The organism is Paenibacillus sp. FSL K6-1318 (assembly GCF_037976905.1).
GTDB lineage: Bacteria > Bacillota > Bacilli > Paenibacillales > Paenibacillaceae > Paenibacillus > Paenibacillus amylolyticus_A.
On sequence record NZ_CP150270.1, the window covers coordinates 2,756,927 to 2,781,127 of the forward strand.

General features: G+C 45.3%; 17 protein-coding genes. 12 read left to right on the forward strand and 5 right to left on the reverse strand.

Going from position 1 to position 24,201, the window contains the following annotated elements:
• Window positions 1–22 precede the first annotated feature (22 nt).
• The 9 genes from NYE45_RS12450 to NYE45_RS12490 all read left to right on the forward strand — a co-directional run bounded on the left by NYE45_RS12450 (window position 23) and on the right by NYE45_RS12490 (window position 12,145).
• Window positions 23–1,081: an ROK family protein gene (locus tag NYE45_RS12450; protein WP_340016850.1), complete on the forward strand. Its 1,059-nt coding sequence runs from the start codon at window positions 23–25 to the stop codon at window positions 1,079–1,081.
• A gap of 43 nt (window positions 1,082–1,124) precedes the next feature.
• A complete protein-coding gene (locus NYE45_RS12455; RefSeq protein WP_340016851.1) occupies window positions 1,125–2,348 on the forward strand; it encodes an MFS transporter in 1,224 nt (407 codons plus the stop codon).
• A gap of 21 nt (window positions 2,349–2,369) precedes the next feature.
• Window positions 2,370–4,613: a helix-turn-helix domain-containing protein gene (locus NYE45_RS12460; RefSeq protein ID WP_340016852.1), complete on the forward strand. Its 2,244-nt coding sequence runs from the start codon at window positions 2,370–2,372 to the stop codon at window positions 4,611–4,613.
• A 243-nt stretch (window positions 4,614–4,856) separates the two neighbouring features.
• Window positions 4,857–5,228 carry a hypothetical protein gene (locus tag NYE45_RS12465; protein WP_340016853.1) on the forward strand — a complete coding sequence of 124 codons (372 nt, stop codon included), beginning with the start codon at window positions 4,857–4,859 and terminating at the stop codon, window positions 5,226–5,228.
• A gap of 394 nt (window positions 5,229–5,622) precedes the next feature.
• Window positions 5,623–7,224 (forward strand): extracellular solute-binding protein, encoded by a 1,602-nt coding sequence (locus tag NYE45_RS12470; protein ID WP_062834077.1) that lies wholly within the window; start codon window positions 5,623–5,625, stop codon window positions 7,222–7,224.
• A 112-nt stretch (window positions 7,225–7,336) separates the two neighbouring features.
• Entirely contained in the window at window positions 7,337–8,239 is a 903-nt protein-coding gene (locus NYE45_RS12475; RefSeq protein WP_062834078.1) for an ABC transporter permease subunit, read from the forward strand.
• 38 nt (window positions 8,240–8,277) lie between these two features.
• On the forward strand, window positions 8,278–9,150 hold the full coding sequence (locus tag NYE45_RS12480; RefSeq protein ID WP_062834079.1) for a carbohydrate ABC transporter permease: 873 nt from the start codon (window positions 8,278–8,280) through the stop codon (window positions 9,148–9,150).
• Between the two features lie 21 nt (window positions 9,151–9,171).
• Window positions 9,172–10,890, forward strand: coding sequence for a hypothetical protein (locus NYE45_RS12485; RefSeq protein ID WP_340016854.1), 1,719 nt, complete (start codon window positions 9,172–9,174; stop codon window positions 10,888–10,890).
• A gap of 289 nt (window positions 10,891–11,179) precedes the next feature.
• Window positions 11,180–12,145, forward strand: a complete 966-nt coding sequence (locus NYE45_RS12490; RefSeq protein ID WP_340016855.1) for a TIM barrel protein — start codon at window positions 11,180–11,182, stop codon at window positions 12,143–12,145.
• A gap of 148 nt (window positions 12,146–12,293) precedes the next feature.
• Here NYE45_RS12490 and NYE45_RS12495 read toward each other — a convergent pair whose 3' ends face one another.
• The 4 genes from NYE45_RS12495 to NYE45_RS12510 form a co-directional block, all read right to left on the reverse strand.
• Window positions 12,294–12,929, reverse strand: coding sequence for a response regulator transcription factor (locus NYE45_RS12495; protein ID WP_340016856.1), 636 nt, complete (start codon window positions 12,927–12,929; stop codon window positions 12,294–12,296).
• A complete protein-coding gene (locus tag NYE45_RS12500; protein WP_340016857.1) occupies window positions 12,926–15,229 on the reverse strand; it encodes an ATP-binding protein in 2,304 nt (767 codons plus the stop codon). Before NYE45_RS12500 ends, NYE45_RS12495 begins: the two co-directional genes overlap by 4 nt.
• 166 nt (window positions 15,230–15,395) lie before the next feature.
• Window positions 15,396–17,441, reverse strand: coding sequence for a serine hydrolase (locus NYE45_RS12505; protein WP_340016858.1), 2,046 nt, complete (start codon window positions 17,439–17,441; stop codon window positions 15,396–15,398).
• A gap of 308 nt (window positions 17,442–17,749) precedes the next feature.
• Window positions 17,750–18,334 (reverse strand): AAA family ATPase, encoded by a 585-nt coding sequence (locus NYE45_RS12510; protein WP_340016859.1) that lies wholly within the window; start codon window positions 18,332–18,334, stop codon window positions 17,750–17,752.
• A 285-nt stretch (window positions 18,335–18,619) separates the two neighbouring features.
• Here NYE45_RS12510 and NYE45_RS12515 point away from each other — a divergent pair, with 285 nt between their 5' ends.
• Window positions 18,620–18,955, forward strand: coding sequence for a helix-turn-helix transcriptional regulator (locus NYE45_RS12515; protein WP_340016860.1), 336 nt, complete (start codon window positions 18,620–18,622; stop codon window positions 18,953–18,955).
• On the forward strand, window positions 18,952–20,289 hold the full coding sequence (locus tag NYE45_RS12520; protein ID WP_340016861.1) for an FtsW/RodA/SpoVE family cell cycle protein: 1,338 nt from the start codon (window positions 18,952–18,954) through the stop codon (window positions 20,287–20,289). The genes NYE45_RS12515 and NYE45_RS12520 overlap by 4 nt, the downstream gene beginning before the upstream one ends.
• Window positions 20,290–20,332: 43 nt before the next feature.
• Here NYE45_RS12520 and NYE45_RS12525 read toward each other — a convergent pair whose 3' ends face one another.
• The gene (locus tag NYE45_RS12525) at window positions 20,333–22,144 is read right to left on the reverse strand and encodes an ABC transporter substrate-binding protein (RefSeq protein WP_340016862.1); all 1,812 of its coding nucleotides are present in this window, start codon (window positions 22,142–22,144) and stop codon (window positions 20,333–20,335) included.
• Window positions 22,145–22,279: 135 nt separating this feature from the next.
• Here NYE45_RS12525 and NYE45_RS12530 point away from each other — a divergent pair, with 135 nt between their 5' ends.
• Window positions 22,280–23,869: a DUF4173 domain-containing protein gene (locus NYE45_RS12530; protein WP_340016863.1), complete on the forward strand. Its 1,590-nt coding sequence runs from the start codon at window positions 22,280–22,282 to the stop codon at window positions 23,867–23,869.
• The last annotated feature ends 332 nt before the right edge of the window (window positions 23,870–24,201 follow it).

A 24,201-nucleotide genomic window follows, 5' to 3' on the forward strand; every position in this document is an offset into this window, starting at 1 on the left:
CACATGTGAGGAGGGAAACGGGATGACAGAATCCGTGAAAAACGTAAGTTATGACCGCCAGTCCAATCAGGATGGTACGGTTGGAGGGGAGCGATCCGGCTGGATTGCAGGTATTGACATTGGAGGCACCAAAACATTAATCCTCTTGTCATCACAACAGGCTGGAAGTGAAGTTCATGAACGTCGCTTGCCTACTCTTGCCAGTGATCAGCCGGATGAGTTCTTCCGTTGGTTATTCGCTGAATTGGAAACGTTCTGCCGTGAAGTTGGTTGCAGCTTGGGTCAACTTTCGGGTGCAGGCTTGGGATTCCCTGGTGTGATTCTGCAGGAGGAGGGAATACTGCGAAGTGCTCCGGCTTTTCAGTGGCCTGAGGAAGATATTCGCCCTGTTATTGCGAAGTATTACAGCGGCAATATCATGCTGGATAATGATGTGAACATGGCTGCGATGGGAGAATATGATCAAGGGGCAGCACAGGGACATCAACACTGTGTAATGGTCACGGTTGGAACAGGCATTGGATCTGCTCTTATCCTGAATGGACAGCTGTATAGCGGTCAGAATGGAGCAGCAGGCGAGATTGGGCATTTCATTGCAGGAGACGAAGGGCTCTATACCGGTTACGTTGCGGATGCGGATTCCTTTGGCGTATTCGAGCAAGCGACTTCAGGTACGGGAATTACCGAACAGGCGAGGCGTTATTTTGCAGATGGAAAAGGAAGTGCCGGTTCCCTGATCATGAGTCTGGCAGGGGAGAAAGTGGAACAGATCGAAGCCAGACATGTATTCAAAGCAGCCGAATCCGGTGATGTTGCTGCACTGGAGATCCTGGAGCTGCCCATGCGTTATATGGCAAGAGGTCTGGCGAATATTATAGCTTTACTTAATCCTTCCATTATTGTGATCGGCGGTGGCGTGGCAGCATCCAACCCATCCTATTATCTAAATGAAGTACGTACACGTCTTGAGCGTTACATTGTTCTGCCTGCACGTTTAGCTGTAGCTGAACTTGGGAACAAAGCAGGCGCGATCGGGGCATTGGCTGCAATCAGGTCGAGTCTAACACGGACATATCAATAGAGAATAGGCGAAGCGACTAAAGAATTAAAGGATGGAGATCCGGATGAGAAGCAGACATATGAAGGCTTACACAGAGAAAACAAAAGCCGATTCCAATGATGCAAGACGTGTTTTACTCAAATTGCAGGGCCTGTACCTGTTTATGGGACTTGCGGGAGGAATGTTTAACCCGTACATTAATCCCATTTTGGTTGCACAAGGTTTTTCCAGTAAAGAAACCGGATTTATCATGGCATTTGGAACACTCGTATCTATTATTCTTCAACCTATATGGGGAATTTTGGTAGATAAGTTTAAAAAGACACGGTTCGTACTGGTGATAAGCCTGCTTGTTCCTGCATCGTTAGCGTACTTCTACAATATTCAAGTGTACATTATATTAATATTGATTTATACTTTATGCACTATATTCCAAGTGACTCAAATACCTGTGGCTGACTCCTATGCGGTTACCGCGGCGAGGGCAGCCAATACCTCATATGGCATGATCCGACTCTTCGGCAGCATAGGAACGGGAGTTGGTGGATTCGCAGCAGGGATGTATCTCTCCCAGTTTTCCATTCACATGTTATGGCTGCCATTTCTGATGTTTAACGTTCTGAGCGCCATACTGGCAAGTACACTTCCCCGGCAGACGAGCATCTCCTCGTCCTCGGTAACCTTCTCCGTAGGTTTGGCAAGATTGCTCCGAAACCGGACATTCCTTCTATTTCTAACAGGTTGTTTCCTGGTTAACCAAACGCTTACTGCATTTAACTCCTTTTTCGTTATTTCATTTCAGATGGCTGGCGGTTCTGTGACCATGACAGGTACGGCGCTGTTGCTCGCGTCGATTACCAATGTTCCATCCATGTTGGCGGCGGCATTTATCCTCCGAAAATGGGGATATGAACGGACGATGCTGCTTGCAGCCGGGGCGTATATGTTACGTTGGGGAATCCAATGGCTATGGCCGACACCTGAGGTGATGATTGGCGTTCAGGTGCTGCATGGATTATCCTTCGGATTCTTTTATATCGCAGCAGTGGAATATGTGGCTTCTGTTACGGGACGGGAGATGCAGGCCACAGGACAAAGTTTATTTAACATGGTATTTGCCGGCCTGGGCGGAATTGTTGGTAATATGCTTAACGGATATTTACTCGATTCGGGCGGTCCATCATTGATGTATCTGTCTTGCACGATCAGTGCGGCACTAGGATCAGTGATTCTGTATATTGTTAGCAGGCAGGCCAAAGAACAGAGAAGATCATACTCATTAGAATAGAGATGGAAGGAGTTGGAGCCTATGAAAGTAAATCTAAAGCGGAATTGGCACACCAAGTTGTTGTATTCCTATTTTCCTATTTTTCTGCTTACGATTTCCATTCTGATCTTTCTCTCCTTCCTGATTGTCAACGAACTCTCGCGTAATGAAACGCAAAAGGCCGACATGATCTCCACCCGCTATATCGTAGATACACTCGAGCGCTCACTAGGCGACATTGAACTTCGGTTGCTAGAAGACATTGGTGCGAACAAAACATACAGTCGCTTCCTGGAGGCTGGACAGGGACAATTATCGAGTCAGTTCATCTATGATGCGGCAAGCGGGCTGGGACGGATGCTGGATCAGCAGGATATGATTCAATCCATTTATCTCTATCGCATATCGGATTCTCAGATCCTGACGCCCAGAGGCATGATGCGCTTGGAAGATTTCCAAGATCGTGCCTATATTGAGCAAGCCTTGAAAGATCGGGAGAACCTCGGTTGGAACCTGCCGCGTGAATACAAGGAACGTTCCTTTGACGTACCTTCACAGGTGATTAGCATGAATAAGTGGCTTCCGCTACCTTGGGGCGGGGAAGGGTTGCTCGTCATTACGATCCGCATGTATGCAGTAGAACGGCAGATTGATAACATGACGAATGAAAAGTTGTCTGTTCTTCAGGTTCGGGACAAGAGTGACAATCTGATCTATACCGCGCATCAAATGGACCCTTCAGCCGGCGAAATCCTTAATCGTGTGTCTGCGGACAAGCTTGGTCTGGTCTTCGAGAGTGGCATTCAATCCGGACAGCTGTATTCATGGGTATCGCTTGTCTCCTATGTGTGGATCGGCATTGGTTTATTAACGATAGTTGCTGCAGTGGCGGGCCTGATCTACATTACTCGCAGAAATACTCGACCCATCCAGCTCATCATGAATCGAATTCAGGCGCTACAGCCACGTGCCGAGGAAGATGAAGCAGCTCCGTCCGTCAAGGATGAACTGGCTCTCATCGACCGTGCGCTGGAACATCTGATTGCTCAAACGGTTGACTATGAGAAACAGCATCATGAAAACCTGCTGATTCATCGCAGACAGTTGCTTGTTGATCTGATGGAAGGAGAGCGAATGGATTCGTTCCGTCAGCGACTTCGCCATCTGCAGCCACTAGAGGAACGATTCATGGAACCAAAGAGTGTTGCTGTCCTCATTGCGGAGATGAATGGTGATGATCTCTCAACAAATCAGAATATTTTGAAGATTGCGCTCATGAATGTGGTGGAAGAACTTGTGCAGAACGAGACCCAATTTGGTGGCTGGGCTGAATGGTTTGGGAACCGCAGGCTTATTGTGGTGATCGCATCGGATGAGAAGGAAGGACTGGATCGTGAATTGCTCATGGATCTGGCTAAACAGATGCATATGTGGATTGCGGAACACTTCCGACTCCGGTTTACCTTTGGCATTGGACGAACCGTATCGGGCTGGGAGGAGATCACGAGATCCTATGCGAGTGCAGATGCGGGTTTACAGCATAGGCTTACCCTTGGTAAAGATGCGATTGTTCTCAGTGAACAGCTGCCGGATCGTATTGAGCTACAATCGTACAAATACTTGCAGATGCTCGCTGACTTTGTCCGTGAATTCAGGCTTACGGGTGATGGCTGGCGGATACAGCTGGATCAGATGTTTGTTGCGTTCAGCGAAGATCAGATTACAGATAATGATATTCGTATGTTGCTGCAGGCATTAATCCAGATGTTGTCCCGTGAATTCGGGGAGCTGTCTGAGCGGTTGCAAAGCCAATTTGACGAGGAAATCCTGACTCGCCTTCGCAGTGATATTCAGCAGGTGGAGACACTAGAGGGAATTCAAGAGATTTTGCAGGAATGGCTTAAAGAGGTCTATCGCAATTATGTGTCTGTGAATGAAACGAAAAGTCATCGAGCGATGATCAACGAGCTACGGATCTATATTGAAGAGCATTTTGATGATCCGGATCTGTCGCTGAAACATCTGAGTGATCGGTTCCAAATCTCGGGTAAATATGCGAGTTATTTGTTCAAGGAAGAGTTTGAGATGAAGTTTGTTGATTTTCTGGTGAAACTGAGGGTCGAAAAGGCCTGCCGTCTGTTGTCTGCATCCGATATGGCTGTTCAGGATATTGCTCTTCAAGTGGGATACGCCAATGCGATCTCCTTCGGAAGAGTGTTCAAAAGGATTATGGGCGTGACACCAGGGGACTACCGCAAGCAGAGTGGAAAACAAGGGGAACAATAACGATTGATATTGGACGTGTCAGAACATGCAAGCATCGCATGAAAAGCAATATCCTTAGAGATATTTCATGAAATCTCTTGTATGAGGGGATAAGGTTCGTGCCTTATCGTCCTTTTACAGGAGATTTTTTCATGTTTAATACAACATGTTAGGCCCATTAAGCTGGTGCGTTAAGGAATTTTACGAATGACCTATACTAGTATTATGACAATCCATTAATTCATAGGGAAGGAGTTGAAGATGATGTATACATATGGACAGCAAGTGTGGGGATCGGTAGATATCAATAGGCGGGTTACCATCACAGCAAGCAACAACACATTCACATTTAATGTAGATGACTCGTCATATACGATAACTATACCTGATGGTACCTACATGACCACTCGCCAAAGGCATGAATCGGAACTTGTGCAGGCCATTTCGAAGGCGGGGGCAGCCCAGAACATTCCTGTGAAGTTTATTTTGGGCGGAATGCATTATGATGAGAAGTATAATGTGTTGATTTTGGAACATACGGACACGAGCAACGAACATGTCATCGATCAATTTGCGGGAAATGCCCTCGATACATTGTTTGGTCAAGTGAAGTTTAATCTTCCGCCGAGGGATTAGTGCATGAAATGCTTTTAAATCTGCTACACATGGAGATCACTACAGATGTGGTCTCTTTTTGTTATGGTTTGATGGGATACCCAGCGGAAAAAGGATTATTGCGAATTCGGTTATGCAAGACTGTACACAAGAAATCAAGGCGAACTGAACACTATGTGTTATTATAGTTAACATATAAAGTGTGAAAATTGTATATTGTCAGGAAATATGTTTATATATCGCGGTATTTAACTTAAAAAACGTGAATTTTACATTTTGAAAATAGTTTATTGTCTAAATATCAGATCGTATGTAATGATTAGTGACATTCACAGGTGCAACAAAATGGAATGAACAAAGTGGAGTGGCAATCATGTGAATTCATTCAGAGCATGTGCGAAAGGGGAAAGGTCAAATGAGATTATTTCAAAGACGTAAGGCAGGCAAGGCAAGTTCAATCCTCGCAGTGGTAACAGCATTCACTCTATTATTATCTGCATGTTCGTCAGGAAGCGAATCAACATCTTCATCAGGAGAGTCGGGTTCGGGGGAAAAAACGACTTTGAAAGTGGAAATCTTCGACCGGGGAAACACACCGGCGGGCTACACCATTTCGGACAGTTATCTGACTCGCTTCATTCAAGAGAAGTTTGGTGATCCAAACAACATTGATGTTCAGTTTGTTCCGGTACCACGCTCGGAGGAAGTACAGAAGCTTAACGTTCTGATGGCGAGTGGCTCTGAAGTACCTGATATCGTCTTTACCTACGATTCGGGAACATTCAACCGTTATGCACAACAAGGTGGTTTGACGGAACTTACGGATCTGATCAATCAAACGGGTCCTAACCTGAAAAAGTTGCTGGGAGATGAAACGCTGGCCTACGGTCAATACGATGGACAACAGTTTGCGGTTCCAGGTAAACGTCTTGTACTTGGCAAGTATGCATCCTATGTTCGTCAGGACTGGCTGGATGCACTCGGTTTGCCTTCACCTGAAACAGCTGAGGAGCTGCATACAACACTGAAGGCCTTTAAGGAAAAAGATCCGGGTAAGGTCGGCACAGGACTTATCCCGATGGGGATGTCCATTGCCTCGGCTCAATATGAACCCCTGATCTGGTCATTCATTGAACCACTGACGGAAGAACAAAAATATACGTTAACACAACAACTGGGTTCCAATGACTATCCAACATTATTGCCTGGTTTCAAGGACGCTCTGAAGTATATGAACACACTTTATAATGAAGGCTTAATGAGCAAGGACTTTGGACTCGATAAAGACAAGAAAAAGCTGTGGGAAGATGTATCTAACGGCAAAGTTGGATTCTACACCGAGGATGCAGGGGAGATTTACATCTCTGGTACGTACAAAAACCTACAAACCAATCAACCTGGTGCAGTGATGACACCGATTGATGCATTCAAAAACTCCGAAGGCAAATTCGCCAAACCGGCATATGCACCCAATGCGATGTATGTCATGATTCCGAAATCGAGTAAAAATGCGGAAGCAGCGATGAAGTATCTGGATTGGATGGCTTCGGGCAACAACCTGTTCGACCTGCAATTCGGCGTTGAAAACGAGAACTATGAGCTTGTGGATGGAGTTCCATTGATCAAAGATGATGCTTCTCCTGAAATCGCAGGTCGTATCTATAATTCCGGTGACATTGCCATTATCGTCAATGGTAAATACGTTGGAGATGACAAGAAAAATGAAGAGGCTTATGTCGTACAGGTAGAGTCGAAGTATCGGGATGATATGCGCAAGTCGGTAGCGATTTCCAACACAGACACCATTCAGCCGGTACGTTTCTCCAAACCTATTGATGCAGAAGCGCGCTACGGTAACGGCCTGAAAGACAAATTCATGGAGTTCTTCGTGAAAACAACCATTTCCAAACCCGCTGATTTTGAAGCCACATATGACAGCATGATGAAGGATTACATGGCGAGCGGTGGTCAAGCGATCCTGGATGAGCGTACAGAAGCTTACAATGCAATGAAATAAGTAGAGTAGAGATCACATCGAATGCGTATGGCAACAACGAACAGGGATTTCATCAAGGCGATGACAATATCGTCTTGATGAACAAATCCTGCATGACATGGGGGGAAGGTTTATGAAAACAAGCATCTATTTCCGCAGAAACTGGCAACTATATGCGTTGCTCCTACTGCCCATGATCTACTTCATTATTTTCAAGTATGGGCCAATGTATGGCGTGCAGATTGCGTTTAAGGATTTTAACTTCTTTCAAGGTATCTCCGGTAGTGAGTGGATTGGCTTGGATGCATTCAGAGAAGTGTTTCAAAATCAGGGATTCTACACTGCATTACGTAACACGTTAGTGCTTAATATGCTGGATTTGCTGGTTTCCTTCCCGGCACCACTGATATTGGCCATCTTATTGTTCGAGCTGAAGAAGGCTTGGTTCAAAAAGTTGGCACAGACCTTACTGTACATTCCTCACTTTATTTCGTGGGTTATTATTGGAGGGATCGTGCTTCAGGTATTCGGTACACAATCCGGTTTCATTAACAATATCTTAATGAGCATGGGATTTGATCCATTGCCTTTCCTTTCAGACAAAAACTATTGGCTCTTCACGTATCTTGCGGTAGGCGTGTGGCAGAGTGCAGGCTGGGGAACGATTCTGTATCTGGCATCCCTGACAGGGATTAACCGGGAACTGTATGAAGCGGCAGAAGTGGATGGAGCAAGTCGGCTACGCAGAATCTGGCACATCTCCTTGCCCGGCATCAAAACGACGATTGTTACCTTATTGATCATCAATGTCGGCAACATGATCTCTATCGGCTTCGACCGACCATTTATTATCGGAAACGTGGCTGTACGTGAATACTCGGATGTGCTTAGCACATTTGTCTATCGTGTCGGTTTACAATCTGGTCAGGTTACGCTCGCAACAGCTGTAGGTTTGTTCCAGGCATTAGTTGGACTTGTCTTCATACTCGGAGCGAACTATACGTCCAAGAAATTAACCGATGAGAGCATTATGTAGTGGATTGATTCACATATGATCTGTAAGGAGTGAGTGAGATGTCTGAAAACACGGCGAATCGAATATTCAACACGGTAAACGTCATTCTTATTATCATTACGATGGTGCTGTGTCTTGCACCATTCATTCATATTATTGCCATCTCGCTCAGTTCGAACCGGGCGATCGGTTCAGGAGAAGTTTCCTTTTTCCCCAAAGAGTTGTCCTTTGAGGCGTATACCAAAGTATTCGCAGATGGATCGATGATTCGTTCCCTCATCTATACGATTTGGCTTACCGTCCTGAGTACGGTACTAAGCATGGCGATGACCATTGCAGCGGCATACCCACTGGCGAAGAGTAATCTGAAAGGGCGCAAGTGGTTCATGCTTGTCATTGTGGTGACGATGTTCTTCAGTGGCGGCATTATTCCCGAATATATTCTGATCAAAAATCTGCATCTACTCGACAGCACATGGGGACTTATTCTGCCTGGATTGATTAGTCCGTTCTATATGATCATTCTCATTACCTTCTTCCGAGGTATTCCCGAAAGTCTCGAAGAAGCGGCGGGCATTGATGGAAGCAGCCACTTCGGAACACTTATGCGTATTATCTTGCCGCTATCCCTTCCGGTTATGGCGACACTGAGTTTGTTCTACGCGGTAGGACGGTGGAATGGTTTCCAGGATGCACTGATGTATATTACCAAGCCTGAGCTATACCCTTTGCAATTGAAATTGTATCAGATGATTCAGCAAAACCAGATTACAGAACTGATGCAGAACGAAGGCATTGGTGCCGTTCAAGTCCTGCCTGAGAGTCTGAAAGCAGCCAGCGTTATTTTCTCAACGTTACCGATCCTGCTTGTGTATCCGTGGTTGCAGCGATACTTTATCAGTGGCGTAATGGTAGGTGCTGTAAAAGGTTAACAGTCTCGGGAGGTCCATGACATGACACAACGAATGGTAGAGAAGATGTCGACAGAGCAGCAGTATCTTGTAAATCAGTCCATGACGATGATGGATAGCTTCTATGATAAGGAACTGGATCTGCTTCGGAGTTTCGAAGAAGAGGATTCATCGCAGCACAGCACACGAGCCAGTGCGCATTATGCGCTCGGGTTGTTGATTCGAAATGAGCCTGGTGATGTGGAACGCGCGATACGGGTGTTCCACAAGGTGCTCGATTTTCAATATGACGCTCCAGATGAGATCTATCACGGAACCTTCGCGACCCGACCCAATGATGTGCATCCACCAGCGGGTCACTATGCTTGGAAATCTTTTGCGCCAGGCACGGCCTATTTCCTGGAACGCACCTTTGAGAAGGTGTCTGCGCAGTTTATCCATAAACTACAGGAAGATGGATCTCTGCTCACAGAGGCCGCAGATCCCAAACAACTGAAGCAATTGTTTCATTCGGCAGTGAATCAAGTTCTGCCACCGGTCTGGATCAGTTATGATCCTAACTGGCGCGAGTTTATCGCTTGTGTCTGTGTGGTCGTAACTGCCGAATTCGCCGAACTTATGCCGGAGACCCTCATGAAACGGATGGACCATGCGATGGAATTGGCTGTCCAAGGGTCAATTGAACGCAGGTTATCCGATGTAATCCCCATGAATACGAATATTGAGTTGATGCACATTTTCATCACCCACTACTATGGTCACCGCTTGAACCGGACAGAATGGATTCAGCATTCGGATGAACAGGCAGAAGGGTTGATGAAGGAGTTTGAACAATACGACGGTACATTCGCCGAGTTTAATACGACAACCTATTATGGAGTGGATCTGTCCGTGCTTGGCATGTATCGAAAGTATGGACTCACCGAACGTTTGGTTGATATTGGACACCGGATCGAACACGGGCTGTGGAATAACATTGCGCTATACTACAATGCCAATCTGGAGAATCTCTCCGGCCCGTTCTCTCGGGCGTACGACATGGAGATGCGAGAGCATAGTTCAATCGGTGTATTTATCTATCTTTTGCTTGGTGAAGGGTATGAGTATCTAACAGGAATCAACTGTGAGTCAGGCCATGATCCACTGATTGCGCTCCTTGGGGTGGATGTGCCTGCGAAGGCTGTGCCGTATTTCAAGGCTCATCAAGAAGATCGTCTTGTAAAGAAACAGTTCATGGAACTTTGTGAGCGCAATGATCCAACGTCGAATCGGAATCTGTGTACAGCCAAAGCCTGGATTGGTGAGGATCGGATGATTGGGGCCATGTCCGGAAGTGTGAATACCAACGGCCAGATGCATCCCGCCACGATCCACTGGCAGACAGAGACGGGGGAGCGTTATTATCTTCGCTTGATCCGCCGTGAGGTAGGCGAGGGGTGGAACAGTCATCTGCGCGGAGTAACGTTCGATGCAGATCTCACGCCAGATTCATTAACCATTAATGTGGAGCTGGATACGGCGGAAGAGATCGACGTTTATTTTGAAATCAGAGGGCCAGCCCTTCGGCAACAGGACATTACACCAGCGTTATGGCAGTTCCCAGGACTTACGTGTACCGTGAAGGCTGAGGCGCCTGAACCATCCGTGTTAATGTACGTGAATCATGCGGAGATCATCTATCGTTATGTGCCTGGAAAGACGGCAAACAAGATGAGATTTGAATTGACTCTCCGTGAAGACAACGGTATGAGGAATAAATAGGTATATAAGATGAACTGAACATTTACACGAGAACGAAGAGTGCAGAACGGATCTGAAGAAGCGGAGCGTTCGCCTGAAAGCTTTCTGCAAGAAAGTTGCATCGGAAACATAAGCTATCACCGGATTTTTCCCTTTGGAGAAGGAGATCAAAAAAATCTGGGGATAACAGCGATCGGAAGATGGTACTGCAATTGGAGTGATCTAGTGTAAAGTTTATTGGTTCAACTTATATAGATAGAGATAAATGGAATATGAATGGGAGATAGAATGAGAGACAGGAGGACCAATCATGTATACAGACAAACAGGAATATTCGTTCTCAACATGTTGGAACATCAAACGTCATACGACCGGACAAGGCATGATTGAAGAGATCAAGTCTCTTGGATTCAGACAGGTGGAGCTGAACTATAACGTTACGGAAGAGTTGCTGAAGACGATAGAACCGATGATTGAACGGGGAGAGATCGGTGTATCCAGTGTGCATAATACATTTCCGCATGTGCCTGATCCGGATTACGGGACGGATTCCGTCCTGCTCGGGTTCGATGATGAACCGCGCCGCAAACGGGCGATTGAACTGCTACTTCGCTCAGCAGAGTACGCACATCGTTATGGGGCCAAGGCTGTTGTTGTACATCCCGGTGAGGTCCCGTTCGAATACAATATAGATGAAGCGTTGAAAAAGATATACCACGATCAAGGACCGGATTCAACGGCATATCAATCTTTATGGCAAGAGATGCTGGAGAAGCGGAAAGATGGCAGCGCACATTACCTGAACCGGATTCAGGAGAGTCTGGAAGAGGTATGTGACTTGTCGGAGCAGCGAGGATACGGCGTGAATTTCGGTATTGAGACCCGTTCACGCTGTTATCAGATGCCGACTTTGCACGAAGCGGGAACCATCATTGGACAGATGAAGGGCGCGCCGCTTGGTCTTTGGTACGATATTGGTCACGGCATGATGATGGATCGAATGGGCCTATATGATAATGTACGTGAGGCTAACGCGTTGATTGATCACGTGGTTGGTGTGCATATTCATGAAACCGTAGGGCTGGCAGATCATTGGTGTCCATACATCCATAGTAAAGACATGACCTTCTTTGACTCCTTTTTGGATATCATTGATCGTTCGCCGGTGAAAGTATATGAGTTAAAAGCCGCGTGTACACCGGAAGAGATTGATGAAAGTCACGGATTGATTACGTCCCGCATTGCTGAACGTCATGCGGCGCGTCAGCGCGGATAGGGAGCATATGCATCAAGCATGAATGCACCTTATAGGAAAACCTCATAGGAAAGTAAACCAACAAATAGAGCGGTTCAGAACAAATCTCAGGTTGCATTCGAGGGTGTTCTGCCGCTCTTTTGTTGTTCTTTTAAACGGGTACATGTTTTTACCGTTTCTCAGGGAGTGTTACGTCACCGAGAATCCCTGCCTGATAGCCTTTGACTACAGCACCGATTCGGGATTTCACACCAAATTTCTGTGTAATAGAGGTGATATGATACTCCACTGTACGTTGACTGATCGCCAGATCCTGTGCAATCTCCTTATTAGTCATCTCCAGTGCAATACGGTTAAGCACTTCGCGTTCAGTTGTAGTGAGTGATTCCTCCAGATTAGGGGATAACATGGTCTCTGGAATAAGAACATGACCCAACATACTTTGGTGAATGGCGTTGATAATCTGTCCATACGTTGCTTGTTTCGACAAGTAGGCATGGACGCCTAGATCATAAGCTTTTAACTGGAATTCGTGATAGTTGTATCCGGATAGCAGTATTATTTTGACGGATAACCCGTACTGTTCTTTCAATTTTCTCACAACCTCAAAACCATCAAGCTGGGGCATACGGATATCCATCACGACAACATCTGGCCGCAGCGCCTCTACTTCGGATAAGAACAGCAACGGATCGCTGAATGTCTTCAGTACTTGTATGCCCGGTTCGCGGGTTAAGCGGTTATTGAGACCTTCCATGACCAAGGGGTGATCATCAAGCAGTAAAACTGTAATGGGTTCGCTCATTGTTCAGTAGCTCCTTTGGTTAAAGGCAAACGAATGTTGATTGAGGTTCCTTTGCCAAGGCTGGAATGTATGGTGAATTCTCCACCGAGATGCTGAATATTGCTTTGTATGGATATCAAACCGAAGTGCCCTGTTGCAGTGTCAAATGTGGTGTGAACATTGAAACCTAAGCCGTCATCCTTGACTTGAATAATGAGATTGTTATCCTGTGTATGTACCTGAATGGAGCAAAACGACGCCTGTGCGTGCTTCATCACATTCATGATGAGTTCACGGATCGTCCGAAAGACGGTGGACTTCAGAGGTTCTTGCTTCAACTCTTCAGAGAGGGCGTTGTAGCTCAGTTCCAAGATGATGCCACTTTGCATTTGAAGTGTACGGATGAGCCATTGCAACGCTTCCTCCAGATCGCTTCGATCCATAATATGAGGGTAGAGATCATCACACAATTGGCGTATATCTCTCTGGGAAGCATAGAGGCACTCCAGCCAAACAGCCGTTTGATCCTTATGCGTCTCTCCGGTATCATGCAATTCCTCCAGATCACGAGACAGGAAAATCAGGTTTTGAAGCAGTTGGTCATGCAGGAAATAAGAGGTTTTCATACGCTCTGCCTGTTGGGCTTCCATCATAATATCATTGAACTGCCGATGACGGCGTATCTGGTGCTCATGAAGAGCTGTCTGCTCTACACGGTATTCATATCGCTTCTGCAGATCAGATAAGAGTTTGCCATTGACGAGCATTCGAATCGCTTCAAGCCTGCCTTTATCAATGATATCCTGTTCTTCTGCTGAAAAAAGGGTGCGATTTTCTTTGTGACCAATGCCTAGAAATCCGATCATCTCCGTCGTTGGTTCACCTGAAAGCTCCAAAACCTGTGCCAAATCATATTTCTGTTGTAAAACTTCAATATCCAACGCCTCGTTATCGATATTCTGAATGGAAGCAAAAACCCCTGTGCCTTCCTGAGAATATCTGTGCTTATCATCAATCCATATGACAATTACGCCTTCAATATCTAGCATCTTGTGGAACATCTCGGCAAACACCTGAATCATGTCCCGCATGTTTTGCTGCTCAGCCATTCGCACAGTCAACCGCAGTTGCTGGTGTTCCAACCAGTCTTTGTTAAGTTTGTTTTTCTTACGTGAGCAGGTGAGCATGTACTGATACACCCAAGTGATCAGCAAAAACGAGACAAACAATAAGCTGATATGAATTAATGAATGCAGGTGAGAAACAGCCAGAAACAGTAAAAATACGGTTGAAACATATAGTCCATGAATCATCAATCTTGGCATAACCAGTTTGAGGTCAAGCATACTCCGTTGTACAAGTACATAAGTGAACATCCATGATAAAGGCAGAAATCCAATTAATGTGTACTCTACAGGCAATAATGGTTCACCTTGAAGCAGGGTTGGAATAGCAAAACAGATGATGAAGGGAATCAGGCTGACAATAATTCCTGTTAACATGAGCAATAGCTGGTTCTGCTCCTTGCGATTGTAGCTTTTACGATTAACCCATGTCATCCAGATTAAGATCAGAAGGGTTGCACAAAGAATAAAGTTAAGCAGATTGGTTGGACCGGACGGTGCAACAGGAGTACTGACGGTAGTAATGCCTTGATTGAACTGAACATCGGTCATCATCCACTGCTTGATGTACAGAAAGGCAAGGCCAGTAGAGTAGGCAACCGCAATACATCTGCTGATGATTAATAACCATCGGAAACGATGCAGACGGGTACGGAATACAAAAGACACATAAAAAGCAGTTAGACAGTAAGGTAACCATGCCGCACAAAAGGCCAAAATATAATTGGATAAAGGCAACTGGGATGTGTATATCGTCAGTATACATATGGCCATGGACAGGTTAAGGAGGTAGAACAGACGCATCACTCGTGAACCGGGTTGGCTAAACAAGGCATAGGTTCCGGTCAACAATAGCAATAATTCTACTATGGATGAGAAGCCGATGTTGAACCATTCACGTGGTCCAGGCTTCATTGTATGTTGGGATGCCTGACCATGAGAATTCTCAACGCCGATGGTGTAGGCTTCAGTCACTAAGAATACACCTTTTTGATTGAGTAACTGGACTACTCCTTTGGGTTCCAGCGAGATAACGGTGTCACCTGATCTAATCCCGGATGTATATCCTAAACCTTGTGGATCTACATCATGTACTGCCCAAGAAATGGAGGCATTTGGTGTCAACGAAAGTCCGATATAAGGATTCATAAATGAAGAGATATGGATATACGTGGCTGTCAGTATAAAGCACAACATCGTTACAAACCACATGAAACTAAATTTATATGTAATGAACCTATCTAATGAAATGTTTAATCCCATGGAAAAAATCATCCGTTCTTATAGAATGCATCATTGGTAAAAAGAAGTGGAAAAACAAGCCATGCAATCAGTGGCATGGCTTGCCGTACATCACTATATGTTAATGTAGCAGAGTACCTAACATTTTGTACATCAAAACTGATGATTCCTGCCTGAGCATAGGTTGCTTCGATCTATAATCCACAGCACCGCTGCTGGATACAGATACTTCTGGACCGTAGAGACCTAGAGCAACCACAAACTGTACACCTTCTTCAGCCCAACGATCCTGTGAACCGGCAAGATTAGCAGTTAGAGCAGATGCACCAAGTAGTTGTTGTGCCGTTCTCGAAATAATCACCGCGGCCTCTTGCCTTGTTATGGCTTGGTCAGGATGGAACAATCCACGGGTATTACCTTTCACAATACCCAGCTCAAGGGCGGTTTGAATGTATGTGGCATAGGGACTTGATTGGGTATCTTTAAATTTTGGTGATTGAGTCGAAATGGACATTCCGCTTACGCCCACGACCTGTGCTACAAACTCCCCGCGACTTACAGGCTTCTCTGGTTCAAAAAGGGATTGATCTTGTGGATACAGGCCAATCTGTGTTAAGCGATAGATGTACGGAGCGTAGGGATGGTCTTCTGGTACATCCTCATAAAGCCTCGCTTCAGGCAATTTTTCGGACCAGCTATCTGACTTATTGTAATAGAAGTACGTGATTTCCCCTGACTGATTTTTTTTGAAACCAGCAAGCTTGCCATCCTCATCCATGAACAGCATATCCTTAACGGGTGTTAAAGTGTGAGTGCCATAAGCATCTATAACCTGAAGACCTGTCTCTGTTGCTGAAATATCATACAACCATGCGGGTAAGCGGATATCCCGATATAGTCCCTCGTAGGTGCGGAGTGAAGACTTGGGTACGCTATAATCACTATAATGCGTCTCGTTGTTTGGATAAAAATGATCCATAAATGCTTGAAAAAGCGCTTCTCGCACATCTGGTCCATCACTGTTGGAGACGATAAATAGTCCAGTCTTCTCGTTGGGCAACAGCCACAGATTGGAGTGGAATCCGTCCAGATCGCCTGCTTTACTCACGACTTTCCGTCCATGATTATACTGCGAATAGGTGGATTCGAATCCGTAACCTGTGCCAGGTATATCCGGGTGTATGGAGACATCCAACGTTTGCATCGCTTGGACGGATGACGGTTCTAGTATACGTGCACCCTGGTACGAACCTTGATTGAGCTGCGCAAGCATAAAGTGAGCCATGTCCCGTCCAGTCGTAATTAATCCGCCCTCAGGAGAGCTGTCCGGTACATTGGGATATTGCGTAAGTTCCTGTCCTTCAGCGCCATAAGGAGTTGCGAGTTTACTCAGCGTGTCTTTGCTTAGTGTAAAATGGCTATCCGACATATCAAGAGGGTTGAATATATGCTGCTGTACATGAGTCTCAAAAGGAAGTTTGGACTGTTTCTGAACAATGTAGCCCTGGAGTGCGTAGCCATAGTTGTCGTAACGGAAAACTTCTCCTGGCGTGCGGACAATGGACGGTTTGTGGTCTTGGATGAATTGCTCAAGCGGATAAGAACTATTCAGATCCCTGGGTATAGCTGCTACATCCGTAAAATCAAACCCGCTGGTGTGGGTCATCAGATGTTCCAATGTTAACGCTGTTCCGGTATGGTTGATCAGATCCAAACCATCTGTGTATGTGCTGACATCGTCATTAAGCTTTAATTTTCCTTGCTCTACTAATTGCATAATGGCAGTTGCTGTCAGCGTTTTGGAGATCGAAGCTACACGGAACAGGGTGGAGTCGGCATCGACGGGGATTTGTTTTGCCACATTGGCATAACCATATCCTTTATTCAACACAATCTGTTGGTCTTGAACAACCGTGACAACGGCACCTTTCAGAGCAGACTTCACTTCAGGTTGTGCGAAGAACTGATTCATGAATGATTCAGCTTCCTTCGGGTTTACTTGGGCAATGGCTAGGCTACTTTCTGCCGATACACTGGTCATTGTGGTAAAGCTCAGGGATGCAATGAGCATGATGTTGGCTACGGTACGTTTCCACTTGTAATTCGATTTGTAGCTCTGTTGTTGATATTGTTGTTGAGTTGGAGATGTTGCTACGTGAGATTTCATGAAATTCTCCTTTGAGTTGAGATATGTTGGCTCTCTTACATTTAAGTACATCTATAATCTATCAGTTCGACTACATTGGCGATTCCGTAGTACGCACTTATTACGGCAGGACTTCCGCAAACCTTTTTGCGTGATCCCGCAATCGTAGAGGGTGAAGAGTGAGTTTCGAAGGATCTTGAATATATGAAAAGAGGTATTTGTCATGATGGACCCAACGGGGGTCTCGACAAATACCTCTTTTTGTTTCGTCTTTTATTATCCATGCGAAGCAACATAGTACTAAGGAATTGGGAAGAAATTTTTTGAAGCTACTGGTACATCCGTCGTTCAAGTTCGGCATAGGCAATCGCAGGATTATCACTGGAGTTGTCAATATAAGCGACGGATGAAGCAGGGAGCGGCCAAGCTACTTCTTTACGGACGAGAGAAGCTGTGAAGGCATCCCAGTTTGCAAGTTTCCATTCATCCAGTGGAGATTGTCTCGCTGTAATCCGCTTGTGATACAACGCTTCATTCTCCAAATAAATATAGGCGACCCGCACATCCGTATCATCGAGAGAACGTCCAATTCGTGCAAGTTCCTGAGCAATCCAATCCGGGGTACCTATTTCTTTGGTAAATGGGCCCACAACGATTGTATCGATACCCAACTTAACGTTATCGAGAGCTGCGTCCATTGTAATGCGATATCCGAGATCACGGCACAACTTCTTGTATTCAGGTGAATCCCGATCAGATGGATCAAGTCCCTGAAGGGTCATAATTGCCTCAGCTGCTGGACGAAGCAGGATATCCATATCAAAGAAAGCAGCTTTATGTTTACGGGAAAGGGCTTTGGCAAGGGTGGTCTTGCCACTCCCGGCCCCGCCGAGAAAGAAAATTAGTTTGCTCATGAATGTAATGCCTCCTTTAACTAGATTCAAAAAACAGGATATGTAAATGAAAAATACACGAATATATAGATTCATCATTAGAGTTCGTGAATGAAAGGACTTGTTTATTTTAACATAAATAAAGAAGCTTGTTGGCTAGACAGAAAAGGAAGGATAAGGTAATATCATACCTAGTTGTTCTATGCATAGGTTTCCGATGTATATGAAAAGAAGAGATTTGAAAGTGTTATTTTTCAAAATCTAAAAATTCTTGCTAAATGAATTGAAAAGGAAGGAGTGAGTGCGTTGCAGGTTAACAAACAAATGATTAAAGGCAGTACCGAAACATTGATTCTGACCCTGCTTCAGGAACGACCGTTGTACGGATATGAATTAATCAAGGAACTACATCGTCAATCCGAGGGTGTGTTTAATCTGAAAGAGGGCACGTTATATCCTATTTTGCATGCTATGGAGATTGAAGGATGGGTAGAGTCGTACTGGATGGAGGTTGAAGGCCGTAAACGTAAATATTATTCGATTCGTGACAAGGGCATGGAGGCTTTACAAAGTAAAAGAGCAGAGTGGAATATGTTCCGTCGAGCTGTGGATCGGGTGCTTGGGGAAGGAGGCCTGACATGACGAATCGACATGAACGAATTCAGCATTATCTTGATCACATGTGTGTTCAGGTTAAAGCTCGCGAAGTACATAACGACCTGCGTGATGAGTTGGGAAACCACATGGAAGAAATGATGTTGGACAAAGAACAAGAAGGTTATACAGAGGAAGAAGCAATTGCATATGCCATTGAACAGATGGGTGATCCTTCAGTAGTGGGCAAAAGCATGCACCGCTTGCATCGTCATCGAATGCATTGGGGGCTGCTAGTTGGAATTGCCAGTTTGCTAATCATTAGCCTGCTGCTGACATGGATTTATACGACAAATATCTCAGTTGAAGGGCTGCAGTTTTTGTATAAAAGTCATCTGCTCTACACTATTTTTGGTTTAATACTGATGGTGTTTTTGATGTATTTTGATTATCAAAAATGGAAAAAATCTGCCTGGTGGATCTATATTTTGTTAAGTGGTATGTTATGGATTAATCCGCTGGTATCACCGATTAATTATGGTGTACAACGGTTCTGGAGCATATTTGGGTTAACAATTGATCTTACGACGATATCCATGTGGGTATTGCCCCTTGCCATAGGTGCGATTATGATGGATAAGCTGCGTACTAAGTGCGATGTACAATCTGTCTTAACTTATATTCTTCTTGTGGCTTTGCCGTCTTTTAGCCTGTTACAAGCTTCAGATTGGGTACGATTGCTTCCATTCGGAACGGCAACTATTATCTTGTTTGCCTGGATTACACGAAAATGGCTTTATACGTTTGTAGGGGCTGCAATTGTGGGACTTGTCACTATGATGCAATTGTTTTTGAGTGGTGAGTACAGGCGGTTTGAGAGACTCACTGCCGTGTTTAATCTCCAAAATGACCCGCTAGGGCATGGTAGCTATAACCAATCAATTATGAGCATTCTTAATTCCGCCGGATGGTGGGGAAACGGTTCTAAGACGTCTTTTGACTACTTTAAAGGATTTTATATGGACTATCCCGGTGTAATGCTTATTGATGTATTTGGTTGGCTAGCAGGTATAGTGCTGTTGCTTGGAATCGTATGGTTTCTTACTAGTATGCTGAAAATGCTACCTCGTGTACTCGATGAATTTGGTCGCATGATCGTGTTCAGTATTACAATGATGTTCGCATTGCAAATGCTTTACTCGCTGGCGATGACTACCGGAAAGGTTCCAATTGTTAGCGTTACTTTCCCTTTTATTGGATTTGGCTCGCACCTGATCTTAGAATACGCCATGATGGGTTTACTGCTTGGAGTATATCGACGTAAAGACACCATTTCATTAAGAAGCAAACCTAGAGAGCCGATCACGACAATGTCAAAATAAAAAAGATACGTGATCGGATGATATAAGTCATATAATACGATGTTTAATCAGACTGATGTGCTCTTGCGTCAGAAGGAAACCAGATATGACGCAGGTTTACCCAGCCCTGGCTGTTGAAAGATAGACCACGTACTGAAGGCAGATAAGCGGTTTCTACCGGTTTTTTGGATAAATGGAACAGTAAATTCTTGTCAACCAAAAATTGCTCAATTCGATCTAATTCACAAGTTCGATCCGCAGCGATGGGAGAGGCGACGATGGTTTGCAAAATCTTATGAATCGTTATACAAGCAGAATCTTCCAAATGCTCAGACAACGTGGAGTAAAGATCGTATCTGCGCAGTTCTTCATCCCTGTCCCGAATCAGCGAGAAGAGAATCAGATCGGACTCCAGCCGCAGATTTCCTTTGAACTGCTCCATCGTAGCAGTACGGACGGTACAAGAGAAACCGCACTGCTCCAGTATGGACGCCAGATGTTGAGCATCCCTGCGATATTGTGGAATGGTTGCTATGTGTAAGGAGATGGGACTAGCCGAAGTGAGTCGTTTAGTAATATCTCTAAATCCCTCTGGGTCAACCATCTTGGTACTCACCACACTAAAATCAGGCACAACGACCTCAGAGTCATCTGCATGTCGTTCATCTCTATACATTCCAGCAAGGCATGACTGAAGGTGTGCTCTTACTTCCGGATCGTTTAACGGTCCGGCTTTTTGCGTATTACATGTGAGTAATTTATGAACCATCACACCTGCACTAATCTGAGTCCAGTCTGCACCCGCAGACGAAGACGGATTATGAACAAGATGGAAAAACGGAGTTTCGATATCTTGGCTATCATCCATTTTGGCCGAAGCACTCCACGGAATTTGCAGGATATCTACCCGGTCCATATGAGCTCTACCCTGAAAATAAGATGAAAAGGCTTCGAGTCTGCACACGTGATCATCCCAGGCAGTGACCTTGAAGGGCCCTGTCCCAACAGGTTTTTGCATCCCGTGCACATCACCCGAGAGCTTCATCTTCTGTTCGTTTTTTCCTGGTAAGGGTACAATCGCCGCACGACTTGTTGTCAGAAAGGACAAAAACAATTCGTGAGGGTCTTTCAACTGGAAACATACGGTTAAGGGATCGACCGCTTCAATAGATAGAATTTGTTTACTTACATCACGGTACAGTGTCCGGCGATCTGTAGATTGCAGCCGTTCAAACGTATGCACAATATCATGGGCCGTCAACAACTGACCATCGTGAAATGTAATCCCTTTTCGCAAATAAAAGATCCAGGTCTTTCGGTCTGCACTGACATCCCAGGTATGAGCGAGACATGGGAGAATCTCTCCCTGTTCACCCCGCTGAACTAACCCGTCAAAGACATGGCTGGTCACAAAGGATTCAGCCAACAGATTAATGTACAGCGGATCAAGCGCATGAAGCTGTTGGCGCAAGGGCAACCGAAGTGTATCAATCTGCTCATTATTGGTGCCGGCTTCTGTATGATGTCCCGAATATCCAAGCAACCACTGGTTTAGATGATCCTGCATGATTGTTGAACTGGAGAATGCACTCACCTGCTCGGCAGCCTCCTGCAACTCCCGGCGATTCATGGCCTGCATCATATATTCTGCGGCGATTTGATCAGCCGGAACAAGCAAGGTCAGTGAAGAACGCCGACCCCGACCACGCTGGGAAACCCAACGAATCCAATCATGGGCAACCATCTTTTTGACAATCGTTAACGTATTGCGGTGCGTACAATTCAGCAACTCAGCGAGATTGGCGAGTGTAAGTTCATGTTCTGTATGGTGACCGTAATGACGATGCAACAGCAGGTATTGCTGATGTAATTTCAAAGTGTTGATTCCCTCCTGGAGGTGAACTCTGACGTACTCCTCTAAAATAAGAAGTTTTATCGATTATAATTTCTATTTATATTCCTATTTTATCATCTAGAATATAGCATAGAAAGGTTAATGGAGGTTTTTCCCATGATTGATAAAATAATGGCTTCACCGCACCGCGCTCTAATCACGCTACTATCTGCATGGATGCTGGCAATCATTCACCAGTATTTATTCTATGGTAATGAGATTGGCGTATCGTATCCTATCTTTGTAATTCTCTTTTATGTGTTCGTGTATCTGTTTGCGCAGGACCGCATGAGATCTTTCAAGTTCATTGATGCTTTTGTGGCGGCTGTAGTGCTGTTGTTGTCGCTAACGTTCCTGTTATACGACAATGAACTGTTGCGTGTTCTTAATTTCCTGGTTGTACCTGGCGTAATTATCTTACATATGACGTATCTGATGGGCAGAAAACAGAAGCAGTGGTGGGAGATCGGTTTGATTGGTACAGCTATTGACCATTTGCTGCCGCAAGCCATACGGCATTGGGGGACCGTTGCGGCCATTGCCGTGAGAGCAGGCGGGCGTGGTATGGGCAAATCACAGAAAACCGTTGTTTTCAAAGTGCTCATTGGTCTTGTGGCGTCCTTGCCTATCCTCATTGTAGTCGTTGCATTACTGTCCTCGGCTGACGGGGTCTTCGATCAATATTTAGCCGGTTTTCCAGAGTGGTTGAATCAGCTGGCTTTTACTCCAGGGATACCGAGAATCATCTGGATTGTCATCGCAGGTGTATTGCTGTTCGGTTATGTATGGGGATTTGTACAGCCGATGCAGTATGAGGCAGAGAAGAGAGCGAACGCACATTGGAAAAATGGAGCAGCACCCACGGTTGATAAGCGTGATCACACCTATGTATTCTCTCCTGTGGGCCCGGCCACTGAGCCCGAACGCACTCCGGTTCATCGGGAACCATTCAGATTGGACCCCATCATTGTGGGTACGATGCTGATTGTCATCAACGTTGTGTACGTTTTGTTCGTACTTGTACAGTTTTCGTATCTGTTTGGTGCGGGAGAGGGGCAACTTCCGGTAGATCTGTCTTATGCAGAGTATGCAAGAAGTGGATTCGCGGAGTTGATTCTCGTCACAGGTATTAACTTCTGTATTCTTATTGTTGCGTTGCAGTATACCCGTCCGAGTGGCAGAGCGGGTTCCATCGTGCATCAGGTGCTGCTTCTGATTCTGGTCAGTTGTTCGGCAATCATGCTGTATTCCGCGTTTATGCGCCTTAATCTCTATGAGCAGGCTTATGGATATACGTACATTCGCTTCCTGGTGCACGCATTCATGATCTTCTTGGCACTTCTGTTGCTGATTGCCGGCCTTCGTATACGCTACACATCCATACCGCTGATCCGCTGGTATATTGTGCTGGCGCTCACAGCTTATGTTGCAGTCAATTATGTGGGCATGGATAATCGGATTGCCGAGCTGAATATTGAACGTTATCATCAGACTGGCAATATTGATGCAACCTACCTGGCAAGTCTGTCGGCAGATGCGGTTCCGTTACTTCGAGCGTTTGCTCTGGAAGAGTATCCGGATCTCAAGAGGGAAATGCTGGAACGTCAAGCCTACTTGGAGATGGATACATCAGATCGTTCCTGGCCCTCTTATAACGTTGCAAGACACAGAGCTGAGCTAGAAATGTCCAAATTGAGAACGGAATAGTTGAATAATAGCTGTTTTCATGGACGGATTTATGCAAAAACAATATGTAAGTGTTATAATATAAAAACTAACCTATAAAGGGGGTGAATCCCTTGTTTGAACTGCAGGAGTTATTACCATATTTATTCTCGATTGGACTCATCTTCACCGTCAGTTATGCCTATATTGCCCATCTTCACTGTGGCATGACAGAGTACTGGATGGAAGGTGGCGTCGGTGGTGGACTTGAACCTGTACTTCCCGCCTTGTGTTTGGACAGACAACACAGACAGGAAGACTGGAGCCGCATGATTAGACGAAGAGAAGCGCCCGATGAAGATGAACCAGATTGT